The sequence below is a fragment of the Psychrobacter sp. 72-O-c genome, from assembly GCF_904846605.1.
In the GTDB taxonomy this organism is placed as follows: domain Bacteria; phylum Pseudomonadota; class Gammaproteobacteria; order Pseudomonadales; family Moraxellaceae; genus Psychrobacter.
The window spans coordinates 1-19,641 of record NZ_CAJHBI010000040.1; the positions used below are offsets into that span (position 1 = coordinate 1).

16 protein-coding genes are annotated in these 19,641 nt (G+C 42.5%); 11 read left to right on the top strand and 5 right to left on the bottom strand.

The genetic code is table 11. The features are described 5' to 3' along the window. Window positions 1-136 precede the first annotated feature (136 nt). Window positions 137-766, bottom strand: a complete 630-nt coding sequence (locus JMX97_RS12075) for a BLUF domain-containing protein (protein ID WP_201558464.1) — start codon at window positions 764-766, stop codon at window positions 137-139. Window positions 767-1,320: 554 nt separating this feature from the next. Here JMX97_RS12075 and JMX97_RS12080 point away from each other — a divergent pair. Together JMX97_RS12080 and JMX97_RS12085 are read left to right on the top strand one after the other, a co-directional pair. Further along, window positions 1,321-2,958: a carbon-nitrogen hydrolase family protein gene (locus JMX97_RS12080; RefSeq protein WP_201558466.1), complete on the top strand. Its 1,638-nt coding sequence runs from the start codon at window positions 1,321-1,323 to the stop codon at window positions 2,956-2,958. 154 nt (window positions 2,959-3,112) lie between these two features. After that, entirely contained in the window at window positions 3,113-3,739 is a 627-nt protein-coding gene (locus JMX97_RS12085; protein WP_201558468.1) for a protein disulfide oxidoreductase, read from the top strand. Window positions 3,740-4,064: 325 nt separating this feature from the next. Here JMX97_RS12085 and ald read toward each other — a convergent pair whose 3' ends face one another. Further along, window positions 4,065-5,180: an alanine dehydrogenase gene (gene ald, locus JMX97_RS12090; RefSeq protein WP_201558470.1), complete on the bottom strand. Its 1,116-nt coding sequence runs from the start codon at window positions 5,178-5,180 to the stop codon at window positions 4,065-4,067. Between the two features lie 377 nt (window positions 5,181-5,557). Here ald and JMX97_RS12095 point away from each other — a divergent pair, with 377 nt between their 5' ends. From JMX97_RS12095 to lspA, 3 genes are all read left to right on the top strand, one after another. Continuing rightward, on the top strand, window positions 5,558-5,734 hold the full coding sequence (locus tag JMX97_RS12095; RefSeq protein WP_201558472.1) for a hypothetical protein: 177 nt from the start codon (window positions 5,558-5,560) through the stop codon (window positions 5,732-5,734). A 425-nt stretch (window positions 5,735-6,159) separates the two neighbouring features. Continuing rightward, complete coding sequence (ileS, locus tag JMX97_RS12100) at window positions 6,160-9,027, top strand: isoleucine--tRNA ligase (RefSeq protein WP_201558503.1); 2,868 nt, start codon at window positions 6,160-6,162, stop codon at window positions 9,025-9,027. Further along, window positions 9,020-9,697 (top strand): signal peptidase II, encoded by a 678-nt coding sequence (gene lspA, locus JMX97_RS12105; protein WP_201558474.1) that lies wholly within the window; start codon window positions 9,020-9,022, stop codon window positions 9,695-9,697. The genes ileS and lspA overlap by 8 nt, the downstream gene beginning before the upstream one ends. Window positions 9,698-9,789: 92 nt before the next feature. Here the strand turns inward: lspA and JMX97_RS12110 are convergent, their stop codons facing one another. After that, window positions 9,790-10,473 carry a DUF1294 domain-containing protein gene (locus JMX97_RS12110; RefSeq protein WP_201558475.1) on the bottom strand — a complete coding sequence of 228 codons (684 nt, stop codon included), beginning with the start codon at window positions 10,471-10,473 and terminating at the stop codon, window positions 9,790-9,792. Window positions 10,474-10,622: 149 nt separating this feature from the next. Between JMX97_RS12110 and fkpB the strand changes: the two genes are divergently transcribed. Then, on the top strand, window positions 10,623-11,120 hold the full coding sequence (fkpB, locus tag JMX97_RS12115) for an FKBP-type peptidyl-prolyl cis-trans isomerase (RefSeq protein WP_201558476.1): 498 nt from the start codon (window positions 10,623-10,625) through the stop codon (window positions 11,118-11,120). Between the two features lie 60 nt (window positions 11,121-11,180). After that, on the top strand, window positions 11,181-12,221 hold the full coding sequence (locus JMX97_RS12120) for an aldo/keto reductase (protein WP_201558477.1): 1,041 nt from the start codon (window positions 11,181-11,183) through the stop codon (window positions 12,219-12,221). 126 nt (window positions 12,222-12,347) lie between these two features. Here JMX97_RS12120 and JMX97_RS12125 read toward each other — a convergent pair whose 3' ends face one another. After that, window positions 12,348-13,160 (bottom strand): lysophospholipid acyltransferase family protein, encoded by an 813-nt coding sequence (locus tag JMX97_RS12125; protein ID WP_201558479.1) that lies wholly within the window; start codon window positions 13,158-13,160, stop codon window positions 12,348-12,350. Between the two features lie 397 nt (window positions 13,161-13,557). Here JMX97_RS12125 and hflX point away from each other — a divergent pair, with 397 nt between their 5' ends. The 4 genes from hflX to JMX97_RS12145 all read left to right on the top strand — a co-directional run bounded on the left by hflX (window position 13,558) and on the right by JMX97_RS12145 (window position 18,166). Next, window positions 13,558-15,018 carry a ribosome rescue GTPase HflX gene (hflX, locus tag JMX97_RS12130; protein WP_201558481.1) on the top strand — a complete coding sequence of 487 codons (1,461 nt, stop codon included), beginning with the start codon at window positions 13,558-13,560 and terminating at the stop codon, window positions 15,016-15,018. Window positions 15,019-15,423: 405 nt separating this feature from the next. Continuing rightward, window positions 15,424-15,870 carry a CidA/LrgA family protein gene (locus JMX97_RS12135; RefSeq protein ID WP_201558483.1) on the top strand — a complete coding sequence of 149 codons (447 nt, stop codon included), beginning with the start codon at window positions 15,424-15,426 and terminating at the stop codon, window positions 15,868-15,870. Continuing rightward, the gene (locus JMX97_RS12140) at window positions 15,867-16,577 is read left to right on the top strand and encodes an LrgB family protein (protein WP_201558485.1); all 711 of its coding nucleotides are present in this window, start codon (window positions 15,867-15,869) and stop codon (window positions 16,575-16,577) included. Before JMX97_RS12135 ends, JMX97_RS12140 begins: the two co-directional genes overlap by 4 nt. A 779-nt stretch (window positions 16,578-17,356) precedes the next feature. Beyond that, a complete protein-coding gene (locus JMX97_RS12145; protein ID WP_201558487.1) occupies window positions 17,357-18,166 on the top strand; it encodes a lytic transglycosylase domain-containing protein in 810 nt (269 codons plus the stop codon). A gap of 200 nt (window positions 18,167-18,366) precedes the next feature. Here the strand turns inward: JMX97_RS12145 and tsf are convergent, their stop codons facing one another. Continuing rightward, complete coding sequence (tsf, locus tag JMX97_RS12150; protein WP_201558489.1) at window positions 18,367-19,251, bottom strand: translation elongation factor Ts; 885 nt, start codon at window positions 19,249-19,251, stop codon at window positions 18,367-18,369. Window positions 19,252-19,641: the final 390 nt, after the last annotated feature.

Genomic DNA, 19,641 nt, shown 5'->3' on the forward strand with positions numbered 1-19,641 from the left:
ACTGATAGCTTATTGTTGGTTTCCCTACAAACCAACCCTCAAAAATGTGGCTGGCTTTAAAGAAGTTGGGGAAATATGAATGTTATCAGTAGCTTAATGGAGGACTTATCCCGAATTCAGGTTAATTAAGAGCGCTTTATAAAAACAACAATATAATAGCAACGACAATAAGCAGACTTAGAATTCCCTGAACCACCAAGAATGCTTGATGCGGGCCGATGATATGACGAAACATACTACCTATTGCACTATAAGTAATACCCGTCGATTTAATATGTGGATCAGTTTCAAAGGTCTTAATGACTCGTAAAAACTGTTCGGTACGTTCAGGCCCCCAGTCATATGGTGCAAATGATAAAAAAGTTGATAGTTGGGTCGCTTGCTCTTTGGTAGCCGGTGACCACAGCCAGCGCTCTAAGAACAATAAGCGCATGCGCCAATCACCAAAACTGCGCTGATCTATCGCTTGTAACAGTAGTACCTCGACGTTCTTATGACGCTTGTCAGAAGAAATGCGCTGTAGCAGCGCCACTACGTGCGCCTTTTCACCTTCGATACACTGTAAAAAATGACCATTCCCGTAGCACAGAATACCAGTAATAGCACGTTGTTCATTATTAACACCCGCCCGCCTTTTTACATCAGCGAACAGTGATTTTTTGAAGCGCGCCATCACAGTGATGCTACTCACATAAACCAGCTGAATCAGTGCTGATTCTTCTATTTGTTCTAAAGTTCTGACCATATCAATATGTTGCAAGGACATAAATAAGTAATCCTAAAAAGCAGCAGCAATAAGTAGGTAATAAATAAAATTGAGCAAATTGAGCAAATTCAAAGAGTGCCATATAAAATGTATGATAAAAATAGAGTCACAAAAACGTAGCAAATATTTACCACGTTCAACTGTCATTATCGGTTTAGCTTGTTATCATAACGGGCACAGTAGGTAGCGCTAAAAGGTCACACAACGCTTGGAATTCTGAGCAATATCAACGCTAGGTTCAGTGTAATCAATTAACAGTTAAATAATAGTTACCGCTTAAAATATTTAATGACCCGCTTAAAATTCAAATAAAATGCACCTTAAAATCGGATAGTGTGCTTATAACTTATTGTAAATAAAAAGATAAATAATTGTAACGTTTATATACTTTTATTGGTATATCTTTATGACTTTTGTTACACAAATATTTTTTATCCTAATTTTATATAAATAAGACCCCATAAAACCAGCACAAAATTTAAGATTAAACGCTCAAATTGCGGATAATATAGGCGCAAAAAATACCAACGCCAGAAATACCAAGTAGGAATACTATGAGTAAGATAGAAAAACTAGATGATCTTCATTTGACGATTGCTGAGATTCAGAAAAAAGACTATCCCCAATTAAAAGCATTAATGGATCGTGTTTATGCTGACTTAGGTGGGTCGTGGTCAAAAACCACTATTAATACCTTGATCGATGTCTTTCCTGAAGGTCAGATTGCCATGTTTGACCATGACCAACTGATTGGTATCGTGCTGTCCATGCGCGTCGATTATGCCAAGTTCTCTAATCCGCATACCTATGATGATTTAATTGGTCAAAAAGAGATTATTAGAGACAACCCTAAAGGCGATGCGATGTACGGTCTGGATGCTTTGATTGATCCCGAATATCGTGGCTATCGTTTGGGTCGCCGGCTTTATGACGCTCGTAAAGAGCTGTGCCGACAGATGAACTTCCGCTCTATCCTTGCGGGTGGACGTATTCCAAACTATTATAATCATCAAGACTTAACGCCGGGTGAATATATCGATGCCGTTGAATCGCGTGAAATTCATGATTCAGCATTATCATTTCAATTATCCAATGGCTTTATTGTCAAGCGTATTCTGACCGGTTACCTACCAGATGATACCCAATCAAAAGGCTTTGCAACCTTACTGGAATGGTCAAATATTTACTACGAGCCGAAAGACTACAAACCTAGCACTCGTAAGTCTGAGGTGCGAATTGGTGGTATCCAGTGGCAGATGCGTGAGGTCGAGTCACCAGAAGAGCTCCTGCAGCAAGTTGAGTTTTTCGTTGACGTGATGGCCGATTACAACTCTGATTTTGCCTGCCTTCCCGAGTTCTTTAACGCCCCATTAATGGGACTTTGTGAGTCTACGGATCAAAATATTGCGATACGCTTCTTGGCCGGTTATACCGAATGGTTTAAGACTGAAGTCTCCCATCTAGCAGTCAGTTACAACGTCAACGTCATCGTGGGCTCTATGCCGCTATTAGATGAAGATGACGTTTTATACAATGTCAGCTATTTATGTCGCCGCGATGGTACTGTTGAGGAACAGCGTAAGATTCACATTACCCCGCATGAGCGTAGCGCGTGGGTCATTGAAGGCGGGGATAAAGTACAAGTGTTCGACACCGATGCTGGTCGTGTTGGCATTCTAGTTTGCTATGATGTTGAGTTCCCAGAGTTAGCTCGTTTGCTAGCCCTAGAAGATATGGACATCTTGTTTGTGCCATTTTGGACAGATACCAAAAACGGCTATTTGCGCGTGCGTCTTTGTGCTCAAGCGCGTGCCATCGAAAACGAATGCTATGTGATGATTTGCGGCTCAGTTGGTAACTTGCCGCAAGTCGAAAGCCTTGATATTCAGTACGCGCAATCATCTGTCTTCTCTCCATCGGACTTTGCCTTCCCACATGACGCCATCATGGCTGAAACCACAGCTAATACTGAAATGATTTTTTTCTCCGATGTTAACCTTGATAAGCTCACCCATGTGCGTAATGAAGGTTCGGTACATAACCTGCTTGATCGCCGTGATGACTTATTTAGCCTTAGATGGAAGAAGAAATCTCGGGTCTCAGCAAGTAATCTAAGCGATGAAGAACGCCGTGAAAACTCAGGTAGCGTGCTACAGGGTGAACCGCTGCAAGGTCGGGCTCAAAAACCTTAAGTGTTGAAATCTTAGGTTTTACAAATCGAATTCTTAAAGAAAACGATTTAATCAAAGATTTAATAAAACGGCTGATTATTCAGCCGTTTATTTTTATCCAATTTAAGCTCATAAAACAAGCATCATAAACCTAGAAACCTAAAAAGTAGATGTCATGACTATTGATGCCAATAATGCAGGAAAAGACACCAAAGTTGTTACTAGCAAGGTAAGCGCCAAGCTGAAGAAACCACCAAGTCTTCAAAAAGACAATAAAAAGGGATCTAAAAAAAGCCCACTACAGAAGCTGCTGGCGATAGTAAAAACGGTGCTACTCTATGGTTTGGTTTTTGTGGTGGTTTATACCGCGATTAATTGGTGGCGGCAACCGGTCATGCCAGCCAACCCGCAGTTGCAACTTACGGACTATCAAGGACAGGCGGTTGATTTGGCAGCGTTGAGTTCTGATAAGCCGACGCTAGTGTACTTTTGGGGCACTTGGTGTCCGATATGTCGCACGACTTCTCCATCGGTCAACACTCTTGCGGCGCAAGGAAATTATCCAGTGGTTACTATCGCCATAAAGTCGGGTACCGACCAAGAGCTACACAGCTACCTGAGCGAACATAGTTATAACTTTACGACCATCAATGATCAAAAAGGTGATATCTTCTCCGACTGGCAGGGACAAGTAACTCCATCATATGTGATCTTAAAAAATGGCGAGATGACTCAAGGTCTGACAGGCATTCAGCCGCTATGGTCACTCAAATTGCGGCTGTGGTTTAGTTCAATTGGTTAAATAGTAATAACTCTTACTGGCAATATTTTTAGCTTTAGAATTAGACACTTTAGCTGATAGCTTTTAAGCGATGTCATGATTGTATTGCCTAAAAACCTATGTAAACCTCAATAATCTCTATAAAAGAAGCTATAGAATTGATTGTTAACTGCCTGTTAATCAGTCTTAGTTAGTAACTGTCTTTTCATAAAGATCGAATGGCTTAAAACCATAAAAAAACCTGCTAAATAGGCACTTCATCGACATCGACAATCATGCACAATTAGCAGGCTATTATTTTTCTTCGCATTTTTTATTGGTTTAACAACACAGCCAATTAAAAAGCTTAGCTTATTAACGAGCTTAGTTCCTTATAATCATAATCTAACGCTTCAGCAACAGCTTTATAAGTCACATGACCTTGAGTCGTGTTAACCCCCTTTGCAAAGGCAGGATTGTCAATACAAGCTTGCTTAAAGCCTTTTTTGGCCAGCGCTAGTACATAGGGCAAGGTGACATTAGATAGTGCTAAAGTCGCTGTACGTGGTACCGCACCAGGGATGTTGGCAACGGCATAATGGATGATGCCGTGCTTAATATAAGTCGGATTATCATGGGTAGTAATACGGTCGGTAGTCTCAAACAGACCACCCTGGTCAATAGCGATATCAACGACAACGCCACCATCATTCATCGATTCAATCATAGCTTCAGTGACCAGCTTCGGCGCTGCTGCGCCCGGAATCAATACCGCACCGATAACCAAATCACTTTCTGCAACACTTTTAGCAATATTGACTTTGGTTGACATAAGTGTCTGTACATCATTGCCAAACAGCTCAGACAGCTGCTTGAGGCGTTTGGGATCTAAGTCTAAAATAATGACGTCTGCGCCCAAACCGATAGCAATTTTGGCCGCCTCCGTACCAGATATACCGCCGCCGATGATGGTAACTTTACCTTTTTTCACGCCCGGAATGCCACCAAGTAAAATTCCTTTGCCGCCATAAAAACTTTGCAGAAATTGTGCACCAACTTGTGTGCTCATGCGCCCTGCAATCTCACTCATTGGGGTTAAGAGCGGTAATGAATTATCTGCTAACTGCACAGTCTCATAAGCGATTCCTGTTACTTTACTATTTACCAGTGCTTTGGCAAGCTTAGGTTCAGCGGCCAAATGTAGATAAGTAAATAGGGTCAAATTTTCTCTGAAATATTGATATTCTTCAGCTTGAGGTTCTTTGACCTTGATGACTAGCTCGACATCCCATGCTTTGGCAGCGCTATCAACGATCGTTGCGCCCGCATTTTTGTAATCTTCATCAGTGAACTGTGAACCGATACCAGCATCGGTTTCGACATAAACATCGTGACCGTTATCAACTAAAGCACTAACGCCGTTCGGTGGTAGACCAACACGATTTTCGTTGTTTTTAACTTCCCTTGGGATACCTATTTTCATGATTGCTCCTTGCATAATTGTTATAGTAAGACTTGTTAAAGTAAAGATTGGCTAGGTTTTTATTCCATTTGATCATTGTACTTTTAATCGTTATATTTATTTGCTGTGACTCTGTGCGATATTGAATGTGACGAAGGTATTTCGTGTCATCTAGACAACTGTTAGGCGTAGCGATTACTGTCAGCTGCAGGTGGCATGGCTTTTGTATGTCATCATAAAATTAGGTAATCAACACTAATAATAGACGGAATTTTTGATAGTCCACGTTAGAACTATCAATCTTAGAATTAAGGCTTAAAATCAAAGCTTAGAATTTATAGACAATAAAGCTATTTAATATGCCAACATAATAGTTGGCTGTAGCGCTTGGCTATAAAATGTTATTCGGCTTTGCAGTTGCAGATAGCATTATCAGTCTGCTGACTATGATGGTTTTAGAAGTACTTCAGATATATACTGTTGGGGCGTTACTGATTGGCTGGCTGACTTACGACGATTTACGGACTAACAAAGGTTTATGGACTAACGGTGATACGATTACTGATGAGATGTAATTTATCCAATATCGAGCCGTTTTTTAGTGATAATATGGCTATCAGTAATAGTCCGATGATTAGTTATAGCGCAGTTAGTGAGCGTGTGACTTGTCATTGGATAGAACACCTAGCACAGATAAGTTCGCACAAAAACAAACCGTTATTAAGTACAGTTGTACACTTATTTATTAAAGTCTGCAACTAAAATTATAAAAACGATGGCCAAGCTGCCCAGCCCTTTTTACCCTATCCGTTTTGTCATATAATAGCTGCCTTCATAAGTAAATATAGAAGTACATCAAAAGCGCATATTTTGGCTACTCATTTTGTAGACCTATTTCTTATATAACTATTTTCTTTATCACTAATTTACTATCTAAATCGATATTTATAAACCAAACATCATCCTTCAAATAAAGAACCTTTTTATGACTGACAAATCTATGACTGATAAGCCCACGACTAAACAAAGCAATGATAAGCCCAGCCACGACTATAAAGACACTCTAAACCTTGCTGATACCGTATTCCCAATGCGTGCCAATCTGGCCAAACGTGAGCCAGATTGGTTAAGTGCTTGGGAAGCAGACGACGTCTATGGCAAGATTCGCCAGGCGCGCGATGGCGCTAATAAATACATTTTGCACGATGGCCCTCCCTACGCTAACGGGCAGATTCACTTAGGTCATGCAGTCAATAAAGTATTAAAAGACATTATTGTAAAGTCAAAGACCTTATCAGGATTTGATGCGCCTTATGTTCCCGGTTGGGATTGTCATGGTCTACCTATCGAGCAAAAAGTCGAAGCAAAAGTCGGTAAAGTCGGACAAAAGGTTTCGGCAACGGTGTTCCGCGGTTTATGCCGTGAGTATGCTAGCAGCCAAGTAGAGCTGCAAAAAGCAGACTTTAAGCGTTTAGGTATCTTCGGGGATTGGGACAATCCTTATTTGACCATGAACTTCGCCCAAGAAGCCAATATCGTGCGCGCGCTGGCTAAAATTTATGACAACGGTCATGTTACACGCGGTATGAAGCCGGTAAACTGGTGCTTAGATTGTAGTTCAGCACTGGCTGAAGCCGAAGTCGAATACCAAGATAAAGTGTCTGACGCTATTTATGTTAGCTTTGATGTCTTAGATACTGACAAGGTTGCCGAATTTTCTGAGATTGAAGGTGGCATTGCTGCGGTCATCTGGACCACAACACCTTGGACTTTGCCAGCTAACCAAGCGATAACGGTACATCCTAAGCATGACTATAGCGTGGTTGCTACTGAAAAAGGCAATATATTCCTAGCCACTGACCTGATTGACACTGCATTAAGCGCGCTTGCGCTGAGTAACCAAGGCGTGTTAGCCACGGTATCAGGAAGTGAGCTTGAAGGTCTGCGCGCCCAGCATCCGCTAATTGAAGACCGCCAAGTACCAATTATCTTAGGTGATCACGTTACTACTGATAGTGGTACTGGTCTGGTACATACCGCACCTGGTCATGGTCTAGACGATTATATTGTTGGTCTCAAGTATAACTTACCCGTTGAAAACCCAGTCAGCGGTACTGGCGTTTATTTGAGTACTGCGGCGGTATTTGCAGGCGAGCATATCTATAAAGCCAATCCAAAAATCATCGCGGCTTTGCATGAGAATGGCCACTTATTGAGTCATACCAAAATTGAGCACAGCTATCCACATTGCTGGCGTCATAAGTCTCCGATTATCTTTCGGGCCACGCCGCAATGGTTTATCAATATGGAAACCAAAGGATTACGTGAGCGAGCGCTTGCTGATGTCTCAGCCGTAAATTGGACCCCAGCATGGGGGAAAAATCGTATTGAGTCCATGCTGAACGGTCGTCCGGATTGGTGTATCTCCCGCCAGCGTACTTGGGGCGTGCCAATTGCCTTCTTTATCCATAAAGAAACCGGCGAGCTACATCCAAACACTTTAGAGCTAATGGAAACTGCGGCACAAAGAATCAGCGAGGGCGGCGTCGAAGCGTGGTTTGATGCCAGCTGTGAAGATTTCTTAGGTGATGAAGCCGCCGATTATGATAAAGCGACTGACACGCTAGATGTGTGGTTTGATTCAGGGACTACTCACTTTACTGTACTTGAGCAGCGTGATGAGCTGACTAACCCTGCTGATCTGTACTTAGAAGGCTCAGACCAACATCGTGGTTGGTTCCAAACCTCGCTATTAACTTCTGAGGCTATGTACGAGCGTCCCCCATTTAAGCAAGTACTGACTCACGGCTTTGTGGTCGATGAAAATGGCCGTAAGATGAGTAAGTCACTCGGCAACATCATCACGCCGCAAGAAGAGATTAATAAAACCGGCGCGGATATGTTGCGCTTATGGATTGCCTCTAATGACTATCGCTATGAGATGAACGCGGGTAAAACAGCATTTAAAGGCGCTATCGATATGTATCGCCGTATCCGTAACACTTTGCGCTTTTTATTGGCCAATACCGATGACTTTAATCCAGCCACCGATAGCGTAAACATCAACGAGCTAATCAGTCTTGATAAATTCATCATTGAACGTGCGCAAACAGTACAAGCACAAATTATCGAAGCTTATGATGCCATGGACTTCCACCAAGTTACCCAGCATATCACTGCATTTTGCTCACAAGACTTAGGTGGTTTCTATCTAGATATCATTAAAGACCGCCAGTACACAACCCAAACGGATGGCAAACCACGCCGTTCAGCGCAAACGGCAATTTATCATATCGCGCAAGCCTTAATTCGCTGGATTACGCCGATTTTGTCTTTTACCGCGCAGGAAGCATGGGAAGTACTTCACGGTACAGATGCAAATTCAAATGGTTATGTGTTTACCCAAGCCTGGTATGAGTTTCCTGAGGTTGAACTCAGTGCCATTAGTTCTGATGACTGGCAGCGTATTATGCAGGCCAAAGATATGGTTAATAAACATATCGAGACCGCCCGTGGCAACAAACTGATAAATGCTAACTTATCTGCTGATGCGACTTTATATGCTGATGCCGCAATGTTCGACAGCTTGGCTAAACTTGGTGAAGAGCTGCGTTTTGTACTGATTACTAGTAGCGCCACATTGAAGCCAATAAATGAAGCGCCTGCTGCTGCCAAAACAGATAATGATACAGACAGTACAGATGAATTGAAAAACTTAACGGTGACAATCAGCGCGGCTGATGGCACTAAATGTGTGCGCTGCTGGCATATCCGTGATGATATCGGCGTTGATGCTGCCCATCCTGAGCTGTGCGCGCGCTGCGTGACTAACGTGAGCGGTAATGGCGAGGTGCGTCACTATGCCTAATCCGTCTAATTCATCTGACACGCCTAGCCCACCTGACACACCTAGTCTGCATAGGCACGACCAACTGGATGACACCGACAGTGCTAACCCTCAAACGTCGTCGCCCAAACCTGCGCACGTAACCACAGGCAGTTCGCTGACGCCCAAAGGCAGGTTGGTGAAGACGCCAAAGATAGTGGCTAACGGTAGTCGCGCCTTTCGGTGGTATTTGCTCGCGCTTGTCGTCCTTATCGTTGATCAATGGACAAAATGGTTGGCTGAAACCAATTTGACCTTCCATGAGCCGGTTCCCGTTATTGAGCCATTTCTTAACTGGACGCTGGCATACAATTATGGAGCAGCGTTTAGCTTTTTGGCGGATGCGGGCGGTTGGCAAAAGTGGTTCTTTTCTGGCTTAGCACTGGTAATGTCTCTGTTCTTAATAGTCTATCTGATTAAAGCCCCGCGCCAAGCAAAATTGCTGTCTACCGGTCTGGCATTAGTACTTGGCGGTGCAGTTGGTAACTTGATTGATCGCTTGCTACATGGTCATGTCATCGATTTTATCCATGTTCATAATGCTGATGTCTGGCATTATCCGATCTTTAATATTGCCGATATGGGTATTAGTATCGGGGTGGCTATGATTATTATTGATATGCTATTTTTGGAAAAGAAGCGTCATAGTTGATAATTGAGATAAGTCAGTATGCACCAAAAACCCGTTATAGTATTCTATAGCGGGTTTTATTATTATTGGTATAAATTTATTATTGCCCAATCTTAAGGTCTGTAGGGTAGGTTAGTTTTAAAAAGCTCTTGCAAAACCTCCAAACCCCCACCCGCCAATATAAACAACAACCCCGCCAAGTTAATCAACACTGTCAAATAATAAGTCATTCGGAATTCAGATTTTTGTGATTTATGGCGCAAATAAGTCTGCGCCACCATTGCTCCGACCCAGCCGCCAAGCGCACTTAAAAAATGCAAAGTCGATTCAGGGGTACGCCAATCGCCACTTTGCGCAGCGGCCTTATCTTTGGCATACACCATATAAGTGATTAGTCCTAATACTACGTACCATCCGACCACCAGCCAGCTGAGATCTTCCGTGAAAGCAAGTAATATTAATACGGCATAAAAGCCAACACCGAGAAATGAACGTTTTTTCTGCCCCGCTTCAAAGTCCGCTTGCGCGCTTCGTTTTTGGTTGCGCTGACGGATTTGCTTATTCTTTTGCGCCATTTGTTTCTGTACGAAACCCAGCTCTTGTACTTGTTTGGCTTGCTTGCGCCCTTGATTGTCTTGCCCCACTATGAATACCACTTGCTCACCAACATCAGGACGACGCTGCGCTTTAAACTCACTGACATGGAAAAATACCGACTCGCCAGCTTCAGTTTCGATAAAGCCAAAGCCTTTATCATCTCGCCACTTTTGAATATGGCCTTGTTGTTTGGTGGTCATACTTATTTACTCTCATTTAGACGCGCCACATATATTACACTATTTGCGTTACACTATTTACGCTTACAACCTTTTACAGATGGCTTATCATTTCACACATCGTTAATAACTTATTGACACCACTTACACTTTTAGCAGATGGCCTTATCATGACCGAATCCCAATTTATTAATCCCAACGAAGACACCCGCATCACTCATGGCAGCTTAGTGAAGCTACATTTTGAAGTATCGCTTGAGAACGGCACTGTTGTTGACTCTACCTTTAGCCGTGATACTCCAGTTACTCTGACCATTGGTGATGAGAGTTTATTGCCAGGCTTTGAGCAAGTGCTGATGAACCTTCGCGCTGGCGACACTCGCAGTGCTCATCTCGATCCCGAACAAGCCTTTGGCGATTGGAATCCAGATAACATCCAGCATTTTAGCCGTACTAAATTTGCACTGGTCGCAGATAACCCAGAAATTGGTATGATGATAGAGTTTGAGGACAAAGGTAAAAACACCCTGCCCGGTACCATTAGTGCTATCAGTGATGATGAGGTAGAAGTAGACTTCAATCATCCGCTTGCTGGTCAATCGGTACTATTCAAAGTTAAAGTATTTAAAGTAACACCGCCTGGCGTGACTGCAGTACAGCTTGTTTAAAAACACTATCGTTCAGCAATAATAAACCCATATAACATAGAATAAAAAAAGGACAGCCGCATGCAATACCAAACACTGCCACAACTCGATGAAAAGGTCTCCAAAATCTGTTTGGGCACCATGACTTGGGGTCAGCAAAATGATACAGCTGACGCTCATGCACAAATGGACATGGCACTGAGTGAGGGCGTGAACTTTTGGGATACTGCCGAGATGTATCCTTCGCCGCCGGATAAAGACAAGCAAGGCGATACTGAACGCTTTATGGGCACTTGGTTTAACAAAACCAAACAGCGTGACAAAGTCATATTAGCCAGTAAAATGTCACCGATGAGCTTTTTGCGTGATGGCAAGAGCCGCTATAACGCTGAACAAATTAGCGCTGCGATTGATGATAATCTACAACGTTTGCAAACGGACTATATTGACCTCTATCAGCTGCATTGGCCGGAACGTCAAGCCAACTTTTTTGGACAGCGTGGTTATACTGAAGATATGGCAGCACAGCCCTTAGAGGATTTAACGTCGTTTTTAGAGACCATCAGTGCTTTAAATGATGAAATCAAAAAAGGCCGCATTCGCGCTTATGGACTATCAAACGATACTGCTTGGGGCCTCATGCGCTATCTTTGGGAAGCGGATAAAAACGGCTTAATAGCGCCTATCACCGTTCAAAACCCATACAGCTTACTTAATCGCCTATATGAAGTAAACATGGCAGAGATTTCACACCGTGAAAATGTCGGTCTACTGGCCTACTCGCCGCTTGGCTTTGGCGTGTTATCAGGCAAATACCTCGATGGCAAACGTCCTGAGGGTGCGCGTCTGACTAAGTATGATCGCTTCGAGCGTTACGTCAATGAGCAAGCAAAATCGGCAACCGAACAATATGCCAAGATTGCTGCTGAGGCAGGCTTGGATATGGCACAGATGTCATTGGCTTTTGTCAATTCGCGCTCGTTTGTCACTAGTAATATCATTGGAGCTACCAATACTGAACAGCTAAAATCCAATATTGACAGTATTGATCTAACCTTAGACTCAGACGTATTAGACGCTATCGAAGCGGTACATACACGCCAGCCTAATCCGTCTCCATAGCCTTATATTGCTATTATTGCTTTACGCTTATTAGTGATATCACTAAACTGACTTAAAAAAAGGCGCAAATCATAGTGATTTGCGCCTTTTTGGTATTAATTAAACCGTTGGTAAAAACGTTATCTACTACACGGACGCTTGAGCATTAGCTGATGGTCTCAATACCCGCGTATGCAGTTCAGTTAAGCCTTCTCGCATACGCTGCTGTAGCATATTGGTCAGCTCACTTTTGGTATGACCATTTGGATCTATCGGCTCAAGTGGCAATACATAAGCGGTCACATCTTTACTATCGAGTACCCGCTTCATACTGTTTTTCATCGTAAGCTTGCCATAATAAGGTAGCGCTTCACTCAAAGTGCCGTCTTTATTGACATAAGACAAGACCATCGGCTGAATAGGCACATTGGCTTCTATGGCCGCCTGCAACAACGTACCATGAATGCGCTTTATCTTCTTACCATCAGTCGTAGTCGCTTCTGGAAAGAACACGACTGAAAAGCCTTCATTTAAAAAACTAGCAATTTGCGTCGTTACTGAGTCTGTATCTCCGGAGCCACGTCTGATAAACACGGTTCCTGCCGCATGAGCCAACTTGCCAAATACCGGCCATTCACCAATTTCAGCTTTTGATAAAAAAAACGCTGGACTCACGCTACCGACCACAGGAATATCCATCCACGACACATGATTCGATACCCATAGCCCATGATGCTGTGGTACAGGCTCGACCTCAACGACTTTTACCCCAAAGGAGCCTGCCATCTTACGACAAAAGGTCTGAATGTAGCGTGGTAGTCTTTCGCGTGGCGGCTGCCGAAAAGCACCAATACGTTGCGCTGTCCGCAAGCCACCAGCGATCGTCGTGGTCATACCGGCGATCTGCTTACCACGGCCCAGTTGTTTCTTGAGCGAAAAGCCTGACTTAGATTGGCTCATCTGTGTCCCTCATAGTTATATATCTGTAAAAAACGTAGTAAGTATAGCAAAATTCTCTCAGTCAGTGACGATTTGTTCACTCAGTTAGATTTTACAATATCTTTCTTCCGCCATTCTAGTTTTACCGCTGTTATTTCATTATCACTACTATCTTATCACTACTATACAGACAACTCTTTACCACTAAAATTCTAGGGCAATAAATTGAATAATGATTGCTGTAACATAAAACCATTACCAATTATGCTAAGACCCTTTAATATCAAGTGATAAGACCGCATATACATGGTTAACTGAACGCTACTTTAACGACAAACTTTATAATTTTTAATGTCATTTAATGTTATTTATATATCGACAGTAGCGGTTTATTTACTTTATTCATAGGTGATACTCTTTGGACTATTTTGAAAAACACAAAGGTGGCGAGCGCGCCATTTTAGTACATTTAGACATTCGTCAAATGCAAGACCCTGATGATTTGGGCGAGTTTGAACTGTTAGCAGATTCAGCAGGTGCAGATCGTTATGCGTTGGTAACGGGTTCGCGTATGAAACCTGATGCCAAATATTTTGTCGGTAGCGGTAAAGCACAAGAAATCGCTGAATTGGTTCGTGAACACGATGCCGATATTGTGCTTTTTAATCACAGCTTATCCCCATCGCAAGAACGTAACCTTGAAGCGTTGGTTAAAGCTCGAGTACTGGATCGTACCGGTTTGATTCTAGATATCTTCGCGCAGCGTGCACGTACTCATGAAGGCAAACTACAAGTAGAGCTGGCACAATTAAACCATCTATCAACGCGCTTGGTACGTGGTTGGACGCATTTAGAACGCCAAAAAGGCGGTATCGGTCTGCGTGGCCCTGGTGAAACTCAGCTTGAGACAGATCGTCGCTTATTACAAACACGGGTCAATCAGCTCAAAAGCAAACTTGATAAAGTGCGACAGACTCGTGCTCAAGGTCGGGCAAGACGACAAAAATCAGACGTACCGACTATTTCGCTCGTGGGTTATACCAATGCGGGTAAATCAACCTTATTTAATCGTTTGGTTGATGAGAATATCTATGCCGCCGATAAGCTGTTTGCGACTCTAGATCCAACCTTACGTCGTTTAGATTGGCAAGGCGTTGGTCGTGTAGTATTGGTTGATACCGTCGGTTTCGTACGTCATCTGCCGCATGAGTTGGTTGAGTCTTTTCATGCCACTTTAGAAGAAACGCTAGAGGCAGATCTATTATTGCATGTCATAGATTCAGCCAGTGAAGATATGCATGAGCAAATCCAAGCAGTAAAAGCTGTGTTGGCTGAAATTGACAACAATGTGCCTGTACTCAATATCTATAATAAAATTGATTTGACTGATGAACCTGCTCATATCGGTTATGCCAGCGAAGGTCAACCCAATCGCGTTTATGTCTCCTCTAAAGACAATCTAGGTATGGAAGAGCTATCGCTAGCAGTGCAACAACTGCTTACTGGTACGCTGACGACGTTTGATTTGACGCTACCTTACAATTCTGGTCAGTTCAAAAATACTTTGTACGAGCTGGGTGTGATTCAAGAAGAAAGCTATGATGATACGGGTCATGAATGCTTAACGATTCGCTTGCCTAGTGATAGGCTTAAACAGCTGTTAGGTCAGGCCGAATTGTCACCATTGGACGTGTTACCACTGGCGCAAGCGACTTTATTAATGCCAGTTTTAGAAGCGTTTGAAAAAGGCAATGAAGATAAGAAAAGTGACATAGATGAGGATGAGCAAGAGCTAACCGCTGATGGTTATTTAGCAGAAGAAAAAGTGGCTGATCTTGACTCTGAGCATGAATCACCACTGTCTGATCCACAAGACTAATTACTTGATGTCTGGCTTATTCGATGACTAATTATTCAATAAGTTACTACTTTAATTAAATAAAGGGCTGTTCGTATTTGCTACCATTTAGCAAATACGAATAGCCCTTTACTCTATAAGGATTGACATTCATAATCCTTTTCAAATCAAAACTTTGACCTTCGCGATAGCAACTAGCTGTTAGGTGTTAGGTGTTAGGTAGGGTTTATTAGTTTATTTACTATCTATATAATCAACCGAAGGTCATCATTAGAGTTGCTACAGATCATTAATGACTGCTCCTTATCACTCTTCAATTATCATATTTTAAACTATAGCCTTCTACGCCACTGATGTATACCCTGTATTGTTAATTCCACTTAGCGATTACCGCCTTATTGATAATAAACTTGGCAAGGATTTTTTATGAAGCCTACTAATGGCCCCAAGCTACCAGTATGGATTGCTTTAAGCCTAACGTTAGTTATGGTCATCGTTGTCCGCGAATCAGCCGTGGTCATTTGCCAATGGGCAGGTATTGAAAAAGCAGCGAACGTGGTTGGCCTAGTAGTGATGTTTTTAATCTTGATGGCATGGCGATTGATTAGAGGCTTACCAAACTGGCTGACTAGAGCCAGTAATATACTATTGGTAGATAGTGGTTTTGCGTTTTTGCCAGTATCTGCTGGCGCAGGCTTGCTATTATTTGCGCTAGGCGATGAGCTTTGGGGCGTGATGCTAACAATGGTGATTAGTACCTTGATACCACTTTGGGGTCTGGCAATACTGGCCAATCGTTGGCTTGGTAGCTCGGCTGACACCGTTACTAATAGCTCTACTAATAAGGCCACTGAGCATAGGGAACAGCTATGAGCTTTAGCATCGCAGGAACGAGCTTTGATAGCGTTGTTATTGCTACCATCGCAGCTATAGTATTAACGTTAGCAGCGCATGTTACTGCTCGCGTACTGGCAAAGAAGCTATCAGGACTACCGATGGTTATCAGCGCTATTGTACTGGTCATCGTATTCTTATTCGCCTTACAGTGGGATTATGGTGAGTACTACAGCGTTGCCAAACCAATATTTGATCACCTTTTGGGATATGTAACAGTACTGCTAGCGATACCTCTCGCCGCGATGAACTTTAAAGGGTTACCGATCAAACGCCTCACTTTGATTATCTTGATTGCTAGTCTAGTTGGCGCGCTGCTACCCATGTCACTCGCTTATCTATTTTCGCTCAGTCATGACACCATATTAGCATTTGCTACCCGCTCAGTGACCACACCGATTGGCCTGAGTGTGGCAGAAATTATACAAGCACCGCTGGCTATGGCCAACCTAATTATTATTGTCTCAGGACTTATAGGGGCCACTTTAGCTCGATTTTTATTTCGCAGTATCAATGATGATCGTGCAAAAGGCTTGGCTTTAGGATTAGTAGCTCATGCCTTTGGTACGGTAGAAGCGTGGCAAATCAGTCCTACTGCTGGACGTTATGCAGCCTTTGGATTAGCGGTTAATGGCTTGCTTACCGCCGTTTGGGTGCCCATATTTATTAGCGCGCTGACGTCTTAAGTCGATGCAGTAGGGCACAATATGCCCAAAATAAAACGACTTTGCTCTCAGCCTCGCTAGTTATCCTAATGGTTAACCTGTGCTACGCTTCCTTATATAGTCAGTAACAAATAAAATAGACACACACATGGTTTCGTATAACTGGCAGAAATTTTTCTAGCTTGCTGTGTGACTGCGTCACTTTTCGATGCTTCGAAAATTTCTCCCAGCCATACTGTGTTCGGTTTAAAGTGGCTCAACTATGTTTGTCTTGTTATGAATCAGCCATACCAACTCTTCTTACTCGTCACCCCTCCTACTTGACTGGTTTCTATTTTAATTGCCATTTCCCGCGCATTTTTGCAATTTCAAAGCATATTATGGGTCTTAGTTACCCCTTCTTTCTTTCAAAATATATGTCTATTTATTCTTAATTTTTATTGCTGATAGCTTATATCCTTATGAGTTTATCTACTGTTGTAGATACTAAGATACTTGTCTAATCTATAAAACAAATAATGCTAGGGTTTTGATTTAAATAACCTTTTATACAAACCTAAAGTTATTTCGTTTGTCTTTATCGACAATCAGATGGGGCTAAAAGTTATTTTATGTTATAGTAAGCCACTATTATTTTTTGTATCTATTGCAAGTGGTTTCCTGTTAGGCGTGAAGATTATGGATTATTTATATCATTTATTGCTATAAAAATCTGCGTTCACGATAACCGCTTTGACGGCCAAATAATGCGCCCTATAGGCAAAGCGATTTGCTATTATTCGATAAAAAGTGATACCCCTATGATGAATGTTGCCCCTTTATTTAACCGCTTTCTGTCTCCTGTTTTATTGACTGCTGTTGCCCTATCCACTCTGTCTGTTACCGCTCAAGCTGGTAATATGTACATTTATAAAGACAAAGCCGGACAAGTGCTACTCACCAATGTCAATCCAAGCGGTAACTTTGATAAATTCACTAAAAAAGTAAAAGTTACTTACTACAAAGACTCAAAAAATTACGATAGTAGTAATAACAGTAGTAGCAGCAACTATGGTAGTAGTGCCGCCAGCTCAAGTGGTAGCCGTAATTCCTATGATGACTATATTCTAGCATCTGCCACCCGTCACGGTGTCGATCCTGCACTGATGAAAGCCATGATGCATACTGAGTCGGCCTTTAATCCTAATGCTCGATCTCCTGTAGGTGCTCAAGGTCTAATGCAATTGATGCCTGCCACAGCACGTCGCTTTAAAGTCAGCAATGCCTGGAATCCTGCCGAAAATATCGAAGGCTCAGCCAAATATATTGCTTGGCTGATGCGCCGCTTTGATAATAAAGTCGAATATGCCGTTGCTGGTTATAACGCGGGGGAAGGTAACGTGGATAAATACGGTGGTATTCCGCCTTTTAAAGAAACACGTAATTATGTCAAAAGGGTCATGAGTCGCTATCATAGTTTATATAAAAACGACTCAGGACTTTCTGGTAGCAGCATGAGCGCCAATAACGCTTCTACTAACAACGGTGGCATGCAAAAAGTCAGCTATGGCACTAGCAGTAACAGTAGCAGCGCCAGTTATGCCAACTCAGCTTATGCGGCACTGCGCTAACCTGAGTAGAGTAGCTAAAAACTCACTATAAACAACAGATATAGAAAAGCCCGTTAAATCAATAACGGGCTTTTTCGTGCTTGGTCACTTCATACTTATCAAAACATCATATGAAGCAAACGTATAAGTACTGAGCGAATGGATACTGAGCAAAAATCCAGTCAGCACTCATATAAGCGTACACTATTCCAACTTATCGCTTATTTATTAGCTGATGCTTGAGTAGCAGCAACTTCAGCAGCGAAGTCTTCTTGTTTTCTCTCAATGCCTTCGCCGACTTCTAGACGTTTAAAGCCAAGCACTTTTACGCCTTCCGCTTTTAGAACGTCGCCAACTTTTTTGTCATTGTCCATGACATAGGGTTGACGTAGTAAAGTAACTTCGTCTAGGTATTTACGTAGACCGCCTTCAATCATTTTTTCAACGATGTTGTCAGGCTTGCCAGATTCTTTTGCTTTGGCTTCGATGATGTCTTTTTCACGTGCCAATACATCAGCAGCTACGTCTTCGTCATCTACCGCAACCGGGTTGAATGCTGCGATATGCATGGCAAGGTTTTTACCAGTATCAGCATTGCCACCTTCGAAAGATACAACCACACCAATACGTAGACCGTGACGGTATGAAGCAAGGTTGTCACCTTCGAGGGTTTCAACACGGCGTACTTGGATGTTTTCGCCGATTTTTTGTACCAACGATACGCGAGCTTCTTCAACGGTTTGACCATCACCATAAGGCAATTCAGAGATAGCAGCAACATCAGTAGTGTTGTTTTCTAGTGCAATATTGGCCACTTTTTCTGCAAATGCTGTGAAGCTATCGTCTTTTGCTACAAAGTCAGTTTGGCAGTTAACTTCTACTAAGAATGCTTTGTTATCACCTTGAGCGATGATGATAGCGCCGTCAGCTGCGATGTTACCGGCTTTTTTGGCTGCTTTCGCTTGACCAGACTTACGTAAGTTATCAATGGCAGTTTCGACATCACCATTTGATTCTTCTAACGCTTTTTTACATTCCATCATGCCAAGACCAGTACGGTCACGCAGTTCTTTTACCATTTTGGCAGATACTTTTACTTGTGTCATAAGAATTACCTTAGTATTGTTATGTATGGGAGTGCTTGGCTTCTATTTGAGCTCGTATTGTTAATTTGAACTCAACAAGAGCGCTCATAGTCAGCGGATATTTATAAAAGCTACCGCCATGAATGTAGTGATTGCTATTATGGGCGATAATACTCGTCCCCTAGCTGCTCGCCTACTGATAGCTTATCCACTAACAACAAAGCATGACGAGTAAAACTACATCATGCCTGTTATAAGCTTTTGCGCTGTCATTAACGTTATATGGATGCTGATAAGGAAATTATCAAGTCATCGTTTTATTCATAACGTCATATGCTGAACCTTATAGGTCAGTTTGTGCTTCTGCTGGGTTTTTTACCGCAGGGGCTTCTTCTGGCTGTTCGATAGCAT